The organism is Streptomyces sp. LHD-70 (assembly GCF_031157275.1).
Taxonomy (GTDB): domain Bacteria; phylum Actinomycetota; class Actinomycetes; order Streptomycetales; family Streptomycetaceae; genus Streptomyces.
Genome location: NZ_JAVIFW010000003.1, coordinates 17591 through 33454 on the forward strand (window position 1 = coordinate 17591; position 15864 = coordinate 33454).

Sequence of the window (15864 nt, forward strand, 5' to 3'; positions counted from 1 at the left end):
GGCTCAGGGGAGACGCTGTACCCGTAAGGCTCAGGGGCGCGGCTCGTCGGGCTCGTGGAGGAGGACGTCGTCCTCGGCGGGGGACCAGTCCAGGAGGCGTACCTTCGCCACCGTCCGGACGTGGCGCCGCATCGCCGCCGCTGCCGCCGCGGGGCGGCGCGCCTCGATCGCGTCCAGGATCGCGTGGTGCTGCGCCAACGACCGCTCGGGGCGGCCGGGTTGGCGCAGCGACTCGTGGCGGCTCTCGGTGATCTGCTCCGCGATGGACCGCATGAAATCGGCGAGCAGCGCGCTGTGCGCCGCCGCCGTCACGCCCGCGTGGAACCTGCGGTCGCCCTCCGTGCCGTGCCCGTCCGCCGCCAGCTCCTCCGCCATGTGATCGAGGGCCGCGCGCAGCACCGCCAGATCCTCGTCCGTGCGGCGCTCGGCGGCGAGTTCGGCGAGCTTGGTCTCCAGGGCCTCCCGCGCGTCCAGGACATCGGGCAGCCTGCGCCGACGCTCCACCAGCTCCTCGACCGGCTCGACCTCCAGGCTGTCCTTGCGGAGGTACGTACCGCCGCCGTGCCGCACCTCCACCAGGCCCTGCACTTCCAGGACGACCACGGCCTGCTTCACCGAGGCCCTCGACACCCCCAGGCGCTGGGCGAGTTCACGCTCGGCGGGCAGCCGGTCGCCCGCGCGCAGGCCGCTCTCCGTGACGTGGTCCCGCAGCCGGTCGACGACCTGCTCGTACAGCCGCGTCCTGGCCATCGGCCGCAGTGCGTCGCTCATGGTCCACCCCCACCGGATCTCATGGTCCACCCCCACCGGATCTCATGGTCCACCCCCACCGGATCTCATGGTCCACCCCCACCGGATACGGATCCGCAGCGTAGCAAGGGGCCTGGCTGTGTGGCTGTGTGGCTGAGTGGTTGAGCCAATTTGCGTCCGCTCTCTTGACGGCGGGATCCGCGCGCCCGAGTCTGAGGGGCACTTGGGCGCAAGTGGCCCAGCCACTCTGCCAGTTGAGCCCCTCCGCCGGTTGGAGCTGCCGTGTCCGCAGAACTCATCTCGATCCTCGTGCTCGCCGTGGTCTTCGTGATCGCCACGACCCGCTCCATCAACATGGGCGCACTCGCCTTCGCCGCGGCCTTCGGCGTCGGCGAACTCGTCGCCGGTATGGACGCGGACGGCATCTTCGCAGGCTTCCCCGGCGACCTGTTCGTGGTCCTCGTGGGCGTCACGTACCTGTTCGCGATCGCCCGCGCCAACGGCACCACCGACTGGCTGGTGCACGCCTCCATCCGGCTCGTGGGCGGGCGGATCGCGCTGATCCCCTGGGTGATGTTCGTGATCACCGGCGCCCTCACCGGGATCGGCGCGGTGAGCCCCGCCGCCGTGGCCATCGTCGCGCCGATCGCCCTCAGCTTCGCCGCCCGCTACGGCATCAGCCCGCTGCTCATGGGCGCGATGGTGGTGCACGGCGCACAGGGCGGCGGCTTCTCGCCGATCAGCATCTACGGCTCGATCGTCAACGGCATCGTCGCCCGCGAACAGCTCCCCGGCAGCGAGCTGTTCCTCTTCCTCGCCTCCCTCGTCGTGAACCTGTTGATCGCCGGGATCCTCTTCGTCGTACTCGGCGGCCTGAAGCTGCACGGGCAGGACCTGACGGCGGGCGAGGAAGACGACGAGGGAGAGGGCGTGCGGCTCAACCCGGCGCGGATCGCCACCCTGGCCGCCCTGGTCGCCCTCGTCGTGGCCGTGCTCGTCCTCGAACTCGACGCGGGACTGAGCGCGATCACCCTCGCCGTGCTCCTCAGCGCCTGCTGGCCCGCCGACAGCAAGCAGGCCGTCGGCGCCATCGCCTGGCCGACGGTCCTGCTGATCTGCGGTGTCCTCACCTACGTCGGCGTCCTGGAGGAGATAGGCACCATCGAGTGGGCGGGCGAGGGCGTCGGCGGCATCGGCGTACCGCTCCTCGCCGCCGTACTCCTCTGCTACATCGGCGCCCTCGTCTCGGCCTTCGCGTCCTCCGTCGGCATCATGGGCGCCCTCATCCCGCTCGCCGTGCCGTTCCTGGCGCAGGGCGAGATCGGCGCCGTGGGCATGGTGGCGGCGCTGTCCGTGGCCGCGACGGTGGTCGACGTGAGCCCCTTCTCCACGAACGGCGCCCTCGTCCTCGCCGCCGCCCCCGACGTCGACCGCGACCGCTTCTTCCGCCAACTCATGGTGTACGGAGGCCTGGTGGTCGCCGTCGTACCGGCTGCGGTGTGGCTGGTGCTCGTGGTACCAGGGTGGGCATGACCTCTCACCAGGACCGGGAACAGGGCCGTTACCAGGACCAGGACCAGGACCCGCGCGTCGGCCCACCGAAGCTCGGCGGCGAACGCGAGACGCTGCGGGCCTTTCTCGACTACCACCGGGCGACCCTCGCCCTGAAGTGCGCGGGCCTGACCGACGACGAACTGCGCCGACGATCCGTGCCGCCCTCGACGCTGACCCTGCTGGGCCTCGTACGACACCTGGCCGAGGTCGAACGCGCCTGGTTCCGCCGCCCGTTCGAGGACCAGAACGCGCCGATGGTGTGGTCCGACGAGATCGACTTCCAGGCCGCGTACGACGTGAGGACCTCGACCCGCGCCGAGGCCTTCGCCGCCTGGGAGGCCGAGGTCGAGACCTCGCGCCGCATCGAGCGCGCCGCCGACTCCCTCGATGTGGCCGGATTTCAGCCACGTTGGGGCGAGGAGGTGTCCTTGCGGATGGTGATGGTCCACGTCCTGCTCGAGTACGGCCGCCACAACGGCCACGCCGACTTCCTGCGGGAAGGGATCGACGGGGCGGTGGGGGCGTAACCATCGGAGGCTGAACTTCCTTTACACATAGGGACGTTGAGCGGATAGCGGTAGCACGTCGACGGGCAATTCCGGTTCATTGCCCGGACTCAATCACGCACCCGGTCCAAGCCGCTGATGGGCGTGCTATCTCCGTATCGGTCCCTTCCGCGGAGTGCACGCGATCACCGGAGTCGTAAAGCGGGGTGCATGCCGCCGGGGCACGGCATATGCCCACCGTGTCGTGCCTTCGGCGAATTCCCGAAGACCGCCCGCCGCGACTTCGACGTCCTCACCGAAAATGCCCAACCAGACCGTGTTGTACGGCAGTTGTGAACGGAACCCTTTCCACCGGCTATTCCGGCAGACGGAGTTCCCGGCCCCGCGCGATTCCCGCAGCCGGAACGCGCTCTATGGTGTGCCCTGCTCTGCCGGTGGTTTTCCCGGCACAGTGGAACGGGCAAGCCACAGTGGGCCAAGAGAAGAGGGGGAACCGTGATCATCTGGATCAACGGTGCGTTCGGTGCGGGCAAGACCTCCGCCGCACGGGACCTTGTCGAACTGATCCCGAACAGCACGCTCTTCGACCCCGAGGTCATCGGCCGCGGGCTGCGCCACCTGTTGCCCCAGAAGCATCTGGACGAAGTGAGCGACTTCCAGGACCTGACGATCTGGCGACGCCTCGTCGTCGACGCCGCCGCGGCACTCCTCCACGAGGTCGGCGGTGTCCTCGTCGTCCCCATGACCCTGCTGCGCCAGGAGTACCGCGACGAGATCTTCGGCGGCCTCGCCGCCCGCCGCATAGCCGTACGCCATGTGCTGCTCACCCCGGCCGAAACGATCCTGCGCGCCCGCATAGCCGGCCTGCCCGCACCCGAGTGGGCATACGACCACATCGAGCCGTACCGGGCGGCGCTGGCCGGTTGGCTCACCCGCGATGCCCATCCCGTCGACACCAGCGCCCTCACCCCGTACGAGACCGCCGAGCGGATCGCCGAGGCCGTCCGCAGCTCGGATCTCGGGCTCTGCGACATCGTGCAGACCCCCGAGCCCACCTCCGAGACCCTCGCCTCGGGCGTGCTGCTCTTCGACGAGCGGGACCGGGTGCTGCTCGTCGACCCCACCTACAAGCCCGGCTGGGAATTCCCGGGCGGCATCGTCGAGTCCGGCGAGGCTCCGGCGGTGGCCGGGGTGCGCGAGGTCGCCGAGGAGACCGGCATCCGACTCGACCGGCTGCCAAGCCTGTTGCTCATCGACTGGGAGGAGGCCCAGCCTCCGGGGTACGGCGGGATGCGGCTCCTCTTCGACGGCGGACGCCTCGACAGCGCCGCCACGGAACGTGTCCTGCTGCCCGGCCCCGAACTCCGTGACTGCCGTTTCGTCACCGAACAGGAGGCGGCGAGCCTGCTGCCCCCGGTGCGCTACGAGCGGCTGCGCTGGGCCCTGCGCGCCAGACGGCAAGGCCGACCGCTGTACCTGGAGGCCGGGGTGCCGGTCGGATGAGTCCCCCTACCGGGCTCAGTCCTCGTATCTCCCCGCCGCCGCGCGCAGCATCGCACCCGCGCCTGTCAGCACCGGCTCGCCGTGCCCGAAGCAGGCCACTTCCGGGTCGAGCGCGGCCAGTTCACGGAAGGAGGCCAGGGCCCGCTTCCGGTCGACGTTGAAGACGCCGAGGATCACCTCGCCGTCCATCGGTGACACGGCGATCGCGTCGCCGGTGAACAGCACGCCGTGGCGCGGGAGATGGATGCCGATGCTGCCGTCCGTGTGGCCCGGCGCACCCACGATCCGGGCGCCGCCGCCGAAGTCCAGCACGTCCCGGTGCTCCACCTCGTCGACGGCTTCCGCCGGGACCGCGGTCGGCGGATCGGCGGGCAGCAGCTTCGCCACCTCTCTCCGTATCGGCACCTCCCAGTCCTCGAACACCGGCTGCGGGCCCGCCGTCTCACCGCGCACGAACGGGGCGTCGAGGCGGTGCACGTACACCCGCGCCCCGCTCAGCTCGGCCAGCTCGGCGGCTCCGCCCATGTGGTCCTCGTGGAAGTGGGTGACGACGATGCGGCGTAGGTCGGAGACGCGGTGACCGAGTGCCGTCACGACCTCGACCGTGCGGGCGGCGGAACCCACCGGGCCGGCGTCGATCAGCGTCAACTCGCCCTTGTCACGCCAGAGATAGGCCTGGCCCACGACGAAGCGCAGCAGATACAGCAGCCCCGGCAGCAGCTCGACCACGTCGGGCCGCTCCACTTCGACACGCGCGCCCGCACCGGCGTTCACGTCCGCGGTGCGGGTGCGCAGCTCGTTCTCGTCCATGCCGCGAGCCTAGGCAGCCCACCGCCCGACGCGACAGGGTCCTCTGCTGACAGCAGAGGACCCTGGGCAAGCGCCTGACTTGGTGGTTTCGTGGGCGGGCGGTCAGCTCGTCGCGTACTTCTGCAGGACGCTCGTCGCGTACCTCTGCAGGAACAGCGCCTCCGTCACCGAGAGGCGCTCCAACTCCTCGGGCGAGACGCTCTCGTTGACCGCGTGGATCTGCGCCTGGGGCTCGCTCAGGCCGATCAGCAGGATCTCCGCGTCCGGATAGAGGGAGCTGAGCGTGTTGCACAGCGGGATCGAGCCGCCCTGCCCGGCGTACTGCATCTCCTCACCGGGGTACGCGATCCGCATGGCCTCCGCCATCGCCGCGTACGCCGGGCTCTTGGTGTCCGCGCGGAACGGCTGGCCCTGCCCGATCTGCTCGGTGCGGACCCGCGCGCCCCACGGCGTGCGCGCCTCCAGGTGCGTGCGAAGCAGCTTCGCGGCCTCGGCGGCGTCCACGCCCGGCGGCACCCGCAGGCTGATCAGCGCCCGCGCGCTCGCCTGCACGGAAGGCGTCGCGCCCACCACGGGCGGGCAGTCGATGCCGAGCACGGTGACCGCGGGACGCGCCCAGATCCGGTCGGCGACGGTGCCGTCACCGATCAGCTCCACGCCCTCCAGAACCTTCGCGTCCTTGCGGAAGTCGCCCTCCGCGTACTGCAGTCCGTCCCACACCTGCCCGCCGTCCAGGCCGTCCACGGTCGTCGAACCGTCGTCGGCGCGCAGCGAGTCGAGCACCCGCACCAGCGCCGCCAGCGCGTCCGGAGCGGCACCGCCGAACTGGCCGGAGTGCAGATTGCCCTCCAGGGTGTCCACCTCGACGCGCACCAGCGTCATCCCGCGCAGCGTCGACGTCACCGTCGGCAGACCCACCCGGAAGTTGCCGCTGTCCCCGATCACGATCGAGTCGGCCTTCAGGAGTTCGGGGTGAGCCTCCGCGTACCGTTCGAGGCCGCCGGTGCCCTGCTCCTCGGAGCCCTCCGCGATGAACTTGACGTTCACCGGAACCCCGCCGTCCGCCTTCAGTGCACGCAGCGCCAGCAGATGCATGATGACGCCGCCCTTGCAGTCCGCGGCCCCCCGCCCGTACCACCGCCCGTCCCGCTCGACGAGTTCGAACGGCGGGGTCGCCCAGGCCGCCTCGTCAAGGGGCGGCTGCACGTCGTAGTGCGCGTAGAGCAGCACGGTCGGCGCGTCCGCGGGGCCGGGCAGGAATCCGTACACCGACTGCGTACCGTCCGGGGTGTCCAGGAGCTCCACGTCCCGGAAGCCCTCCGCGCGCAGCGCGTCCACCACCCAGTTCGCGGCGGCCTCGCTCTCGCTCCTCGGGAACTGCGTGAAGTCCGCCACCGACTTGAACGCCACCAGCTCGGCCAGCTCCGCCCGCGCGCGCGGCAGGAGGGAGGCGACGGTCTCGGCGATCTGCTGCGACGGCATGGGCACGCTCCTTGTGGGTGCGACGTTGTGTACGTAGGAGTGCGTGTGCGCACTTCGAATACGGGCTCGATCTTCCCACAGGCGGGTGTGATCGGTGCCCGCCGTAGGATGCCGTGGACAGCGGCGGAAGACAGCTGGATCGGAGCAGCAGCCCATCGTGAGCAGCGAGAACTCGAGCGAGAAGCCGACCGACGAGCGGCGGGAGCAGCCGGGCACGGGACCGGACGGCACGACCCCCGAGGAGGCGCGATCGCCCGAGGTGGACCGGACCGCGGAGGCGGAGCGTTCGCCCGAGGTGGACCGGACCGCGGAGGCGGAGCGGGCTGTGTGGGACGTGATCGTCGTCGGCGCCGGGCCCGCGGGAGCCTCCGCCGCCTACGCCGCAGCCGTCGCCGGACGCCGCGTGCTCCTCCTGGAGAAGGCCGAACTGCCGCGGTACAAGACATGCGGCGGCGGGATCATCGGCCCCTCACGCGACTCCCTGCCGCCCGGCTTCGAACTGCCCCTGCGCGACCGGGTGCACGCCGTCACCTTCTCCCTCGACGGCAAGTACGCGCGTACGCGCCGCTCGAAGCAGATGCTCTTCGGCCTCATCAACCGCCCCGAGTTCGACCATCAGCTCGTCGAGGCCGCGCAGAAGGCCGGCGCCGAACTGCGCACCGGCGCCACCGTCTCGCGCGTGGAGCAGCACGGCCCCGCGGTGCCCGACCGGCGCACGGCGGCGGTCGTCCTCTCCGACGGCGAGACCCTCCTCGCGCACGCCGTGGTCGGCGCCGACGGCAGCGCCAGCCGCATAGGGGCGCACGTCGGCGTCAAGCTCGACCAGGTCGACCTCGGCCTGGAGGCGGAGATCCCGGTTCCGGAGACGGTCGCCGAGGACTGGGCGGGCCGCGTGCTCATCGACTGGGGCCCGATGCCCGGCAGTTACGGCTGGGTCTTCCCCAAGGGCGACACCCTCACCGTCGGCGTGATCTCCGCCCGCGGCGAAGGCGCCGCCACCAAGCGGTACTTGGAGGACTTCATCGCCCGCCTCGGCCTCGCCGGTTTCGAGCCGAGCATCTCCTCCGGGCACCTGACGCGCTGCCGCAGCGACGACTCACCGCTCTCCCGCGGCCGTGTCCTGGTCTGCGGTGACGCGGCGGGCCTCCTGGAGCCGTGGACCCGCGAAGGCATCTCGTTCGCTTTGCGCTCCGGGCGGCTCGCGGGGGAGTGGGCGGTCCGGGTCGCGGAGGCGCACGACGCGGTCGACGCCCGCAGGCAGGCCCTCAACTACGCCTTCGCCGTACGAGCGGGCCTCGGCGTGGAGATGAGCCTGGGCCGGCGCATGCTGAGCGTCTTCGAACGCCGCCCGGGACTGCTGCACGCGGTCCTGACCGGCTTCCGCCCGGCGTGGAACGCCTTCGCGAAGATCACCCGCGGCTCCACGTCCCTCACGGAGCTCGTCCGCACCCACCCGCTGGCCCGGCGCGCCCTCTCGGCACTCGACCGCGAGGAGAAGCAGGGGGTCCGGGAGGGGACTGAGGAATCGGCGTAGCCCACCAGCGGGCTCGCGGTACTCCGCCTACCCCGCGTACTCCCCAGGTAGTACCCCCGATGACCGCGCACGGCGGACGTCGGGGAGGGGAGGTCCGGTCTAGCGTGGCCGGTATGGACGAGGAGCACACCCGCAGGCCGGGCGGCCCGGTGCCCTGGCGGCACGCGGGGCCGCCCGGTCTGCGGCGCTGGGACGACGGTGAGCAAGGGGCGGCGGACGGGAACCGGCTGCCCTGGGTCTCGACACTCTTCGTGACCGTGTTCCTGCAGGTCGGATCGGGTTTCGCGGAGCATGGCCAGATCGGCGACCGGACGCCGCTCGACGGTTACGGCCGGGCGTTGCTGCTCGTCGCGGGAGCGATCCTGCTGCTGCGCCACCGCTTCCCGGTGGTCGTGGCCTTCGCGGCGTCGGCGGTCACGTTGGTCTATCTCGGGGCGGGGTATCCGTACGGCCCGGTGTTCCTGAGCGCGGCGCTCGCCTGCTTCGCGGCTGTGGTCGCCGGGCACCGGCACGCGGCGTGGGGAGCGCTCGGCCTGCTGTGGGCCGGGCATCTGCTGATCTCGCACTGGCTGTACGCGTGGCTGCCGCCGGACGGGGACCGCGCGGCGCCCTGGGCGCAGGAACTCCTCGTCGTGGCCTGGGTGGTGGCGATCCTCGCGCTGTCCGAGCTGGTGCGCGCCCGCCGCGAGCAGTGGGCCAGGGAGCGCGCGGAACGGCAGCAGGCCGCGAAGCGCCGCGCGGACGAGGAGCGGCTGCGGATCGCCCGCGAGCTGCACGACGTACTGGCGCACTCGATCTCCGTGATCAACGTCCAGGCGGGCGTGGGACTCGCGCTCCTCGACAGCGACCCGGAGCAGGCGCGTACGGCGCTGACCACCATCAAGTCGGCCAGCAAGGAGGCGCTCGGCGAGGTACGGCAGGTGCTCGACACCCTGCGCACGCCGGGGGACGCGCCCCGCGCTCCCGCGCCCGGCCTCGACCGACTGCCGGAGCTGGTCGAGCAGGCGGCGAGCGCGGGGCTCACCGTGGAAGTCGCCCGCGAGGGACGGGAGTCGGCCCTGGCGCCCGGCGCCGATCTGGCTGCGTTCCGGATCGTGCAGGAGGCGCTCACCAACGTCGTACGCCACTCCGGTTCGCGCCGCGCGTCCGTACGGGTGCGGCACACCGAGGCGGCCGTGGAGCTGACCGTCGACGACGACGGTCCCGCGACCCGTACCGACGCGGGCGGCAGCGGCAACGGCCTGGCCGGAATGCGGGAGCGGGCCGCCGCTCTGGGTGGCACGATCGAGGCGGGCCCGCGCCCGGACGGCGGTTTCCGGGTACGGGCCGTCCTGCCGCAGCGCCCCGAGGGGGGAACGACGTGATCCGCGTACTGCTCGCCGACGACCAGGTGCTCGTACGAGCCGGATTCAAGGCGCTGCTCGACGCCCAGTCGGACATCGAGGTCGCGGGGGAGGCGGCCGACGGCGAGGAGGCGGTGCGTCTGGTGCGCGAACTGCGGCCGGACGTGGTCCTGATGGACATCCGCATGCCGCAGCTCGACGGCCTCGCCGCGACCCGCGCCGTCACCGGGGACCCGGACCTGGAGCAGGTCAAGGTGGTCATGCTCACCACCTTCGAGCTGGACGAGTACGTCTTCGAGGCGATCCGCTCCGGCGCCTCCGGCTTCCTCGTCAAGGACACCGACCCCGATGAACTGCTGCGCGCGGTACGGGCGGTGGTGCACGGTGACGCGCTGCTCTCGCCCGGCGTGACCAGGCGGCTTATCGGCGAGTTCGCGGCCCGCTCCAAGGAGCCCGCGGCGGCGGACGCGCTGAGCCAACTCACCGAGCGGGAGCGGGAGGTGATGGCGCTCGTCGGCATCGGCCTGTCGAACGAGGAGATCGCCCGCCGCCTGGTCGTCAGCCCGCTCACCGCGAAGACCCACGTCAGCCGCACGATGGTCAAGCTGGGCGCCCGCGACCGTGCCCAACTGGTAGTCCTCGCCTACGAGTCGGGCCTGGTCCGGCCGGGCTGGCTCGGCTGACCCGCTCTCTCCCCTACGACCAGGTGACCGCCGAAGTCTCCCGCCACAGCCGGGCGAGGCCCGGGTCGCCGGTGAGGCGAGGGGCCGGGAGCCGGTTCCACAGGGAGAGGTAGACCCGCGCGGCCGGGCCGCTCAACTCGCAGTCGGCCTCGCCCTCCTCATCACGCGTGGTGACCGGGGCGTCCTGCGAGAGCCGTACGGTCCACACGTCATCGGTGTCGGTGGCACGCACCCGCAGCACCGCGGGCTTCTCGGTGCGGACCTCGCTGCGCCGGCGGGCGTGGAAGCCGCGCAGGAGTTCGTCGATGCCGTCGACGGCGAAGCCGGGGGAGATCGCCACATGGCTCGTGCTCAGGCGGGCCGACTCGGCGTCCACCCGGTGCACGGTCGTCTCGTGCGCCTGCCGCCGGGCCCAGAACGCCAGCGGGGACGGCGCGGGCAGGAACGTCCAGCAGTCCAGGTCGGCCGGGGCCGAGGTGAGCGCGTCGACGAGGGCGGCGTGGCCGGTGCGGAACCATTCGAGCAGCTCCTTCCCGTCGAGGTCGGGGAGGCCGCCGTCGGGGTGGTACGAGGTGTGCCCCTCGGCGACGTACGCGGTGGCCCAGCGGTGCACCATGCCCGTGTGCCGCAGCAGGTCACGGACCTGCCAGCCGGGGCAGGTGGCCACGGCCGCGCCGGGCCCGGCCTCCTCCGCGGCATGGGCGAGCAACCGGCCTTCCCGGTCCAGGACTTGGACGTGTTCGACAGTCTTCATGGCCAGATGATGCCCCCGCTACAGGTGGCTAGGCGGCGCTGTCCCACGTTCCGGAAGGTTCACTCCCGTACGCCCGCGCCCCGCACCGCGTACCCGATCACCGCCGAGACCGCGGCCAGGACCGCCACGCTGGTCAGGGCCACGGGCAGCGAGAACCAGTCCGCCATGAAGCCGATGGCGGGCGGGCCGAGGAGCATGCCGCCGTAGCCGAGCGTGGACGCGGCGGCGACCCCGCTCGGGCCGGCGAGAGCACCGGCGCGCTCGATCGCGACCGGGAAGATGTTGGCGAGGCCGAGCCCCGTGATCGTGAAGCCGACCAGCGTCGCCCCCACCGAGGGCGCGAGCGCGCCGACGAGCATGCCGACCGCGGCCGTCGCGCCGCCCGCCACCAACGTCCGGGTCTGGCCGAGGCGTTCGAGGAGCGTCGTGCCGGTGAGGCGGCCGACCGTCATGGCGAGCGCGAACACCGAGTACCCGGCGGCCGCGACACCGGGGTGTGCGCCGAGGTCCTGCTGCAGATGCAGCGCGCCCCAGTCGGCGAGCGCGCCCTCGCCGTACGCCGTGCACAGCGCGATCAGGCCGAAGACGGCGACGATCCAGCGCGTACGGCCGCCGGGGCGCGGGGACTCGGCCGTGGCCGGCCGGTCGGCGGAGGCCGGGATGGAGTGGCGCAGCAGCGTCGGTGCGGCGGCCGCGGTGATCAGCAGGCCGAGGACGGTCAGGCCGAGCAGGTGCCGGGTGGGGGAGAGGTGTCCCGCGACCAGGCCGCCGAGACCGGCGCCGAGCATGCCGCCGAGGCTGAACGCGGCGTGGAAGCTGGGCATCACGGGCCGGCGCAGGGCGCGGACGAGGTCGACGGCGGCGCTGTTCATCGCCACGTTGATGCCGCCGTAGGCCGCGCCGAAGACGAGCAGCACCGCGCCGAGCGCGAGCGGGGAGCCGGTCAGCGGGGGCAGCGCGACACTGAGCGGCATCAGGACGCCGCAGGCCACGGTCACGGCACGGCTGCCGTAGCGGCGACAGAGCCGGCCGGTCAGGGTCATCGTGATCACGGCGCCGGCCGAGACGCCGAGCAGGGCGAGCCCGAGATCACTGGCGGACGCCCCGGTCTGCTCCTTGATCGAGGGGATCCGCACGACCCAGCCCGCGAAGATGAACCCGTCGAGCGCGAAGAAGGCGGTCAGGGCGAGCCGGAGGCGCTTGAGGGTCGCGGTGCGCGGGTCGTCGGACGCCGTCGTCCTGAGTTTGTTTAGTATCGGCACAAAATCAGCGTACGGGCCGGGCGGGGGTACGGGCAAAGCGCCCTGGACAATGGGAACCATGCAGGACCGCCCCGAGCGCCCCGGCCGCCCCGAGCGCCCCGATGAGCTGTTCGCCCTCCCCCGCGAGCGGACCGAGATCGCCCCCGGCGCCGTGCACGTCCCGGACTGGCTCGGCCCGCAGCGGCAGCGGGAGTTGGTCGCCGCCTGCCGTGACTGGTCGAGGCCCCCCGCCGGACTGCGCACCGTGCGCACACCGGGCGGCGGCGAGATGACCGCCCGGCAGGTGTGCCTGGGCTGGCACTGGTACCCGTACGGCTACGCCCGCACCGTCGTCGACGGGGACGGCGCCCCGGTCAAGCCGTTCCCCGACCTGCTCGGCAGGCTCGCGCGGGAGGCCGTGCGCGCGGCGTACGGACCGGACCTCGCGCCCGGCGCGTACGACATCGCGCTGGTCAACTTCTACGGCGAGCAGGCGCACATGGGCATGCACCGCGACAGCGACGAGCGGGCCGACGACCCCGTGGTCTCGCTCAGCCTCGGCGACACCTGCCTGTTCCGCTTCGGCAACACCGAGTCGCGGGGCCGCCCTTACACCGATGTGGAACTGCGCAGCGGCGACCTCTTCGTCTTCGGCGGACCCTCGCGGTTCGCGTACCACGGCGTGCCCAAGGTGTGGCCGGGCAGCGGAAGCGGCGCCATCGGGATGGAGCGAGGTCGGCTCAACATCACACTGAGAGTCTCCGGACTCCAGGGCTGAGCCGTGCCCGATCATGGGAGACTCGCCTGCATGAACGGCAAGGCGGCGTCCGGTGAGGCGGCTCAGGTGGCCACGCGGAATCGACTGGAGAGAGGGCGCGGCGCACTCGGCCCCGCACTCGAACTCGTACACACCGGACGCGCCCCCACCCGCGCCGTCCTCACCGCCGAACTGGGCGTCACCCGCGCCACGGCGGGCGCCGTCGCCGCCGAGCTGGAGGCGCTCGGCCTGATCCGCGTCGAGCCCGGAGCCGCCGCCGGCGCGCAGGGCCGCCCCTCGCACCGCCTGGTGGTCGCCGACGACGGCCCGGTCGTGCTCGCCGCCCAGGTGCACGCCGACGGATACCGCGCGGCGCTCGTCGGCCTCGGCGGCACCATCGCCGCCACCGCGCCCGGCTGCGAGACCATCGACGCCGACCCGGCGCAGATCCTCGGCTCGCTCGTCGAGGCCGGAGTGGAACTCCTTGAGCAGACCGGGCGGCGCTGTGTCGGCGCCGGGCTCGCCGTGCCGTCGGCGGTCGCCGAGCCCGAGGGCCAGGCGCTCAACCCGCTCCACCTGGCCTGGCCGGTGGGCGCCCCGGTCCGCGAGATCTTCGCCGAGCGGGTACGGGCAGCGGGCCTCGCCGGTCCCGCGTTCACCGGCAACGATGTCAACCTCGCCGCGCTCGCCGAGCACCGCCACGGCGCCGGCCGAGGCTCCGCCGACCTGCTGTGCGTGGCGACGGGGCACCGGGGCGTGGGCGGCGCGCTCGTCCTCGACGGCCGTCTGCACACCGGGAGTTCGGGCCTCGCCCTGGAGGTCGGCCACCTCACCGTCAACCCCGAGGGCCGCCCCTGCTACTGCGGCAGCCGCGGCTGCCTGGACGTCGAGGCCGACCCGCTGGCGTTCCTCACCGCCGCGGGCCGCGCCCCCGGCCCCGAGGTCTCACTCCTCAAGGAGTCCCGCGAACTGCTCACGCACGAGTACGACGACCCGTCGGTACGCGCGGCCGCCGCCGAGCTCATCGACCGCCTCGGCCTCGGCCTCGCCGGCCTGGTCAACATCCTCAACCCGGACCGCATCATCCTCGGCGGCCTGCACCGCGAACTCCTCGCCGCGGACCCGGAACGCCTGCGCGCCGTGGTCGCCGACCGCAGCCTGTGGGGCCGCAGCGGCGGCGTCCCGATCCTCCCCTGCACCCTCGACCACAACAGCCTGGTCGGCGCGGCGGAACTGGCCTGGCAGCCGGTGCTCGACGACCCGCTGGGGGCGCTGGCGGGGTAGGTCGGGGAGCGGGGAGCGGGGAGCGGGGGTCGGGGGTCGGGGGCCGGGAGTCGGGGGCCGGGGGGCGCCGGAAGGGGCGCGCCTACCGCCACTCCACCCCGAAGGCCCGAGCCGCGTTCTCCGTCAGCAGGCGGTCCAACTGGCCCTTCCCCAGGGCGAGTTCGAGCCGCGGACGCAGCCGCCGCAACAGGTACGCCATGCCCGGAGTCTCCGGCGTGGTCGTGTCCCCGCCGAGCAGCAGCCGGTTGCCGAAGCCCGCCTCGGCCAGGGCCCGTCTCCCCGATCTTTGCGGATCAGGCCGCGGAGATCGGGGAGACGGGCCCTGGCGCCGTCAGCTGATCCGGCAGGCGCCAGTCCGTGGCGTGGTGGGCGCGCGAAGGGCCGTCGAACACCAGGAACGCACCGCTGCGCGCCGCCTCCCGCTGCTCGACCGGATCCGGCGACTGCCCCAGGTGCCCGAGCAGCACCCGCTCCGGCGCCACCCCCAACTCCCCGCAGAGCAGGTCGAGTACGTCGAGGGCGCCGGTGCCCAGCTCCAGGTGTACGGCGATCGGCGCGCCCGTGCGGTGGTGGGCGCGCGCGGCCGCCGTCATCGTGCGCCGGGCGTGCGCGTCGACCCCGTGGAAGGCTCCGGCCACCTTGACGAGACCGGCCCGTACCGACGTACCCGCGATGCCCTCCGTCAGCTCGGCGGTGAACAGCTCGGCGAGCCGGTCCACGTCGAGGCGGTCCAGCAACTCCCGGGCGTACTGCGCCGCTTGGTGCAGCCCGGTCGCCGCCACGATCCGGACGCCGCTGTCGGCCGCGAGGCGCGCGAGCTCCGCCGCCCCGCGCCCCATGCCGTACGGAGTCCACTGCACCACCGCGTTCCCGCCGAGCTCCCGGAACGCGCGCAGCCGGGCGGCGGCCTCCTGCGGATCGTCGAGTTCCTTGCCGGGCAGGTGCGGGCTGCGCAGGAAGAGGTGGTCGTGGGCGTCGCACACGCCTAGTTCGGCGGGCGGCAGATCGCCGAGCACGGTGCGGACGGCGGGCGTCGTCGTCATCGCGACCCTCCCGCGAGCGCGGCGCGTTCGGGCGCGGACACATGCAGGACGCGGTACACCTCACCGCTTGGGGCGGAGGGCGGCGGCGCGGACCACAGCGAGAAGTGCGTCAACTCCCAGTGGTGCGGGTCGAGTACGACCGCCGCACACACGGCACCGGTCTCGTCCGCCGTCTGCCGGGCAATGTCCGAGGCTGCCCCGAGCGCCTCCGCCACGTCCGCGTCGACCGGCAGCCGCTCCCGCAGGCGTACGGCGAACCGCGCCTCCTCGCCGGCCGCGCGCCCCTCCACGTACACGTGCCCGTTGCCGTGCCGAACCGTCGGGCGGCCGAAGTCGGCGCACAGGCCCCGGAATCCGGGCCCGGCGAGGAACGCGGCCATCGGGGCGGAGCCGGACCAGAGGTAGAACGGCGCGTACTGGTTCACCGGCGAACCGTCCTGGCCGCGCTCCCGCACCAGATAGGCCTTGAACCCGAGCCCGGGCAGGTCGTCGAGCGGATGGCCCTTGGTCTTCACGCGCTCGTGGATGACGCCCATGTCGTAGTCGGCGGGAAGGGTGATCTCGTACTGCATGGCGTGCACGGGCGGCTCCTCGGCTGCGTCCGGGACGGGGTGTGCTCG

Annotated in this window: 14 protein-coding genes and 1 pseudogene; 8 read left to right on the forward strand and 7 right to left on the reverse strand. The window is 72.8% G+C overall.

Annotated elements, in window-relative coordinates:
• Positions 1-30: 30 nt before the first annotated feature.
• Entirely contained in the window at positions 31-771 is a 741-nt protein-coding gene (locus tag RCO28_RS08205; RefSeq protein WP_308940327.1) for a FadR/GntR family transcriptional regulator, read from the reverse strand.
• A 261-nt stretch (positions 772-1032) separates the two neighbouring features.
• Between RCO28_RS08205 and RCO28_RS08210 the strand changes: the two genes are divergently transcribed.
• From RCO28_RS08210 to RCO28_RS08220, 3 genes are all read left to right on the forward strand, one after another.
• Complete coding sequence (locus RCO28_RS08210; RefSeq protein ID WP_308940328.1) at positions 1033-2283, forward strand: SLC13 family permease; 1251 nt, start codon at positions 1033-1035, stop codon at positions 2281-2283.
• Positions 2280-2831, forward strand: a complete 552-nt coding sequence (locus tag RCO28_RS08215; protein WP_308940329.1) for a DinB family protein — start codon at positions 2280-2282, stop codon at positions 2829-2831. The genes RCO28_RS08210 and RCO28_RS08215 overlap by 4 nt, the downstream gene beginning before the upstream one ends.
• 474 nt (positions 2832-3305) lie before the next feature.
• The gene (locus RCO28_RS08220; RefSeq protein ID WP_308940330.1) at positions 3306-4313 is read left to right on the forward strand and encodes an NUDIX domain-containing protein; all 1008 of its coding nucleotides are present in this window, start codon (positions 3306-3308) and stop codon (positions 4311-4313) included.
• A 15-nt stretch (positions 4314-4328) separates the two neighbouring features.
• Here RCO28_RS08220 and RCO28_RS08225 read toward each other — a convergent pair whose 3' ends face one another.
• Both RCO28_RS08225 and RCO28_RS08230 read right to left on the reverse strand, forming a co-directional pair.
• Complete coding sequence (locus RCO28_RS08225; protein ID WP_308940331.1) at positions 4329-5123, reverse strand: MBL fold metallo-hydrolase; 795 nt, start codon at positions 5121-5123, stop codon at positions 4329-4331.
• A gap of 102 nt (positions 5124-5225) precedes the next feature.
• Complete coding sequence (locus tag RCO28_RS08230; protein WP_308940332.1) at positions 5226-6605, reverse strand: dipeptidase; 1380 nt, start codon at positions 6603-6605, stop codon at positions 5226-5228.
• A 295-nt stretch (positions 6606-6900) separates the two neighbouring features.
• Here RCO28_RS08230 and RCO28_RS08235 point away from each other — a divergent pair, with 295 nt between their 5' ends.
• From RCO28_RS08235 to RCO28_RS08245, 3 genes are all read left to right on the forward strand, one after another.
• A complete protein-coding gene (locus RCO28_RS08235; protein WP_308940728.1) occupies positions 6901-8139 on the forward strand; it encodes a geranylgeranyl reductase family protein in 1239 nt (412 codons plus the stop codon).
• Positions 8140-8252: 113 nt separating this feature from the next.
• Complete coding sequence (locus RCO28_RS08240) at positions 8253-9503, forward strand: histidine kinase (protein ID WP_308940333.1); 1251 nt, start codon at positions 8253-8255, stop codon at positions 9501-9503.
• Positions 9500-10165 (forward strand): response regulator transcription factor, encoded by a 666-nt coding sequence (locus RCO28_RS08245; protein WP_308940334.1) that lies wholly within the window; start codon positions 9500-9502, stop codon positions 10163-10165. Before RCO28_RS08240 ends, RCO28_RS08245 begins: the two co-directional genes overlap by 4 nt.
• Positions 10166-10178: 13 nt before the next feature.
• On the opposite strand, the gene RCO28_RS08250 is transcribed toward RCO28_RS08245, so the two are convergent.
• Positions 10179-10919 carry a maleylpyruvate isomerase family mycothiol-dependent enzyme gene (locus RCO28_RS08250; protein WP_308940335.1) on the reverse strand — a complete coding sequence of 247 codons (741 nt, stop codon included), beginning with the start codon at positions 10917-10919 and terminating at the stop codon, positions 10179-10181.
• Between the two features lie 59 nt (positions 10920-10978).
• Complete coding sequence (locus RCO28_RS08255) at positions 10979-12181, reverse strand: MFS transporter (protein WP_308940336.1); 1203 nt, start codon at positions 12179-12181, stop codon at positions 10979-10981.
• Between the two features lie 58 nt (positions 12182-12239).
• On the opposite strand from RCO28_RS08255, the gene RCO28_RS08260 reads away from it, so the two are divergent.
• A complete protein-coding gene (locus tag RCO28_RS08260; protein WP_308940337.1) occupies positions 12240-12938 on the forward strand; it encodes an alpha-ketoglutarate-dependent dioxygenase AlkB in 699 nt (232 codons plus the stop codon).
• Between the two features lie 30 nt (positions 12939-12968).
• A complete protein-coding gene (locus RCO28_RS08265; protein WP_308940338.1) occupies positions 12969-14201 on the forward strand; it encodes an ROK family protein in 1233 nt (410 codons plus the stop codon).
• A gap of 82 nt (positions 14202-14283) precedes the next feature.
• Here RCO28_RS08265 and RCO28_RS08270 read toward each other — a convergent pair.
• Positions 14284-15244, reverse strand: a pseudogene (locus RCO28_RS08270) (phosphotriesterase).
• Entirely contained in the window at positions 15241-15825 is a 585-nt protein-coding gene (locus tag RCO28_RS08275) for a DUF4865 family protein (RefSeq protein ID WP_308940339.1), read from the reverse strand. The pseudogene RCO28_RS08270 and the gene RCO28_RS08275 overlap by 4 nt, the downstream one beginning before the upstream one ends.
• Positions 15826-15864: the final 39 nt, after the last annotated feature.

Bases quoted from the DNA above. Each gene is read 5' to 3' on its own strand.
- RCO28_RS08230 (WP_308940332.1), bottom strand. From the start codon at position 6,605: ATGCCGTCGCAGCAGATCGCCGAGACCGTCGCCTCCCTCCTGCCGCGC.
- RCO28_RS08240 (WP_308940333.1), top strand. From the start codon at position 8,253: ATGGACGAGGAGCACACCCGCAGGCCGGGCGGCCCGGTGCCCTGGCGG.
- RCO28_RS08260 (WP_308940337.1), top strand. From the start codon at position 12,240: ATGCAGGACCGCCCCGAGCGCCCCGGCCGCCCCGAGCGCCCCGATGAG.
- RCO28_RS08250 (WP_308940335.1), bottom strand. From the start codon at position 10,919: ATGAAGACTGTCGAACACGTCCAAGTCCTGGACCGGGAAGGCCGGTTG.
- RCO28_RS08215 (WP_308940329.1), top strand. From the start codon at position 2,280: ATGACCTCTCACCAGGACCGGGAACAGGGCCGTTACCAGGACCAGGAC.
- RCO28_RS08225 (WP_308940331.1), bottom strand. From the start codon at position 5,123: ATGGACGAGAACGAGCTGCGCACCCGCACCGCGGACGTGAACGCCGGT.
- RCO28_RS08265 (WP_308940338.1), top strand. From the start codon at position 12,969: ATGAACGGCAAGGCGGCGTCCGGTGAGGCGGCTCAGGTGGCCACGCGG.
- RCO28_RS08205 (WP_308940327.1), bottom strand. From the start codon at position 771: ATGAGCGACGCACTGCGGCCGATGGCCAGGACGCGGCTGTACGAGCAG.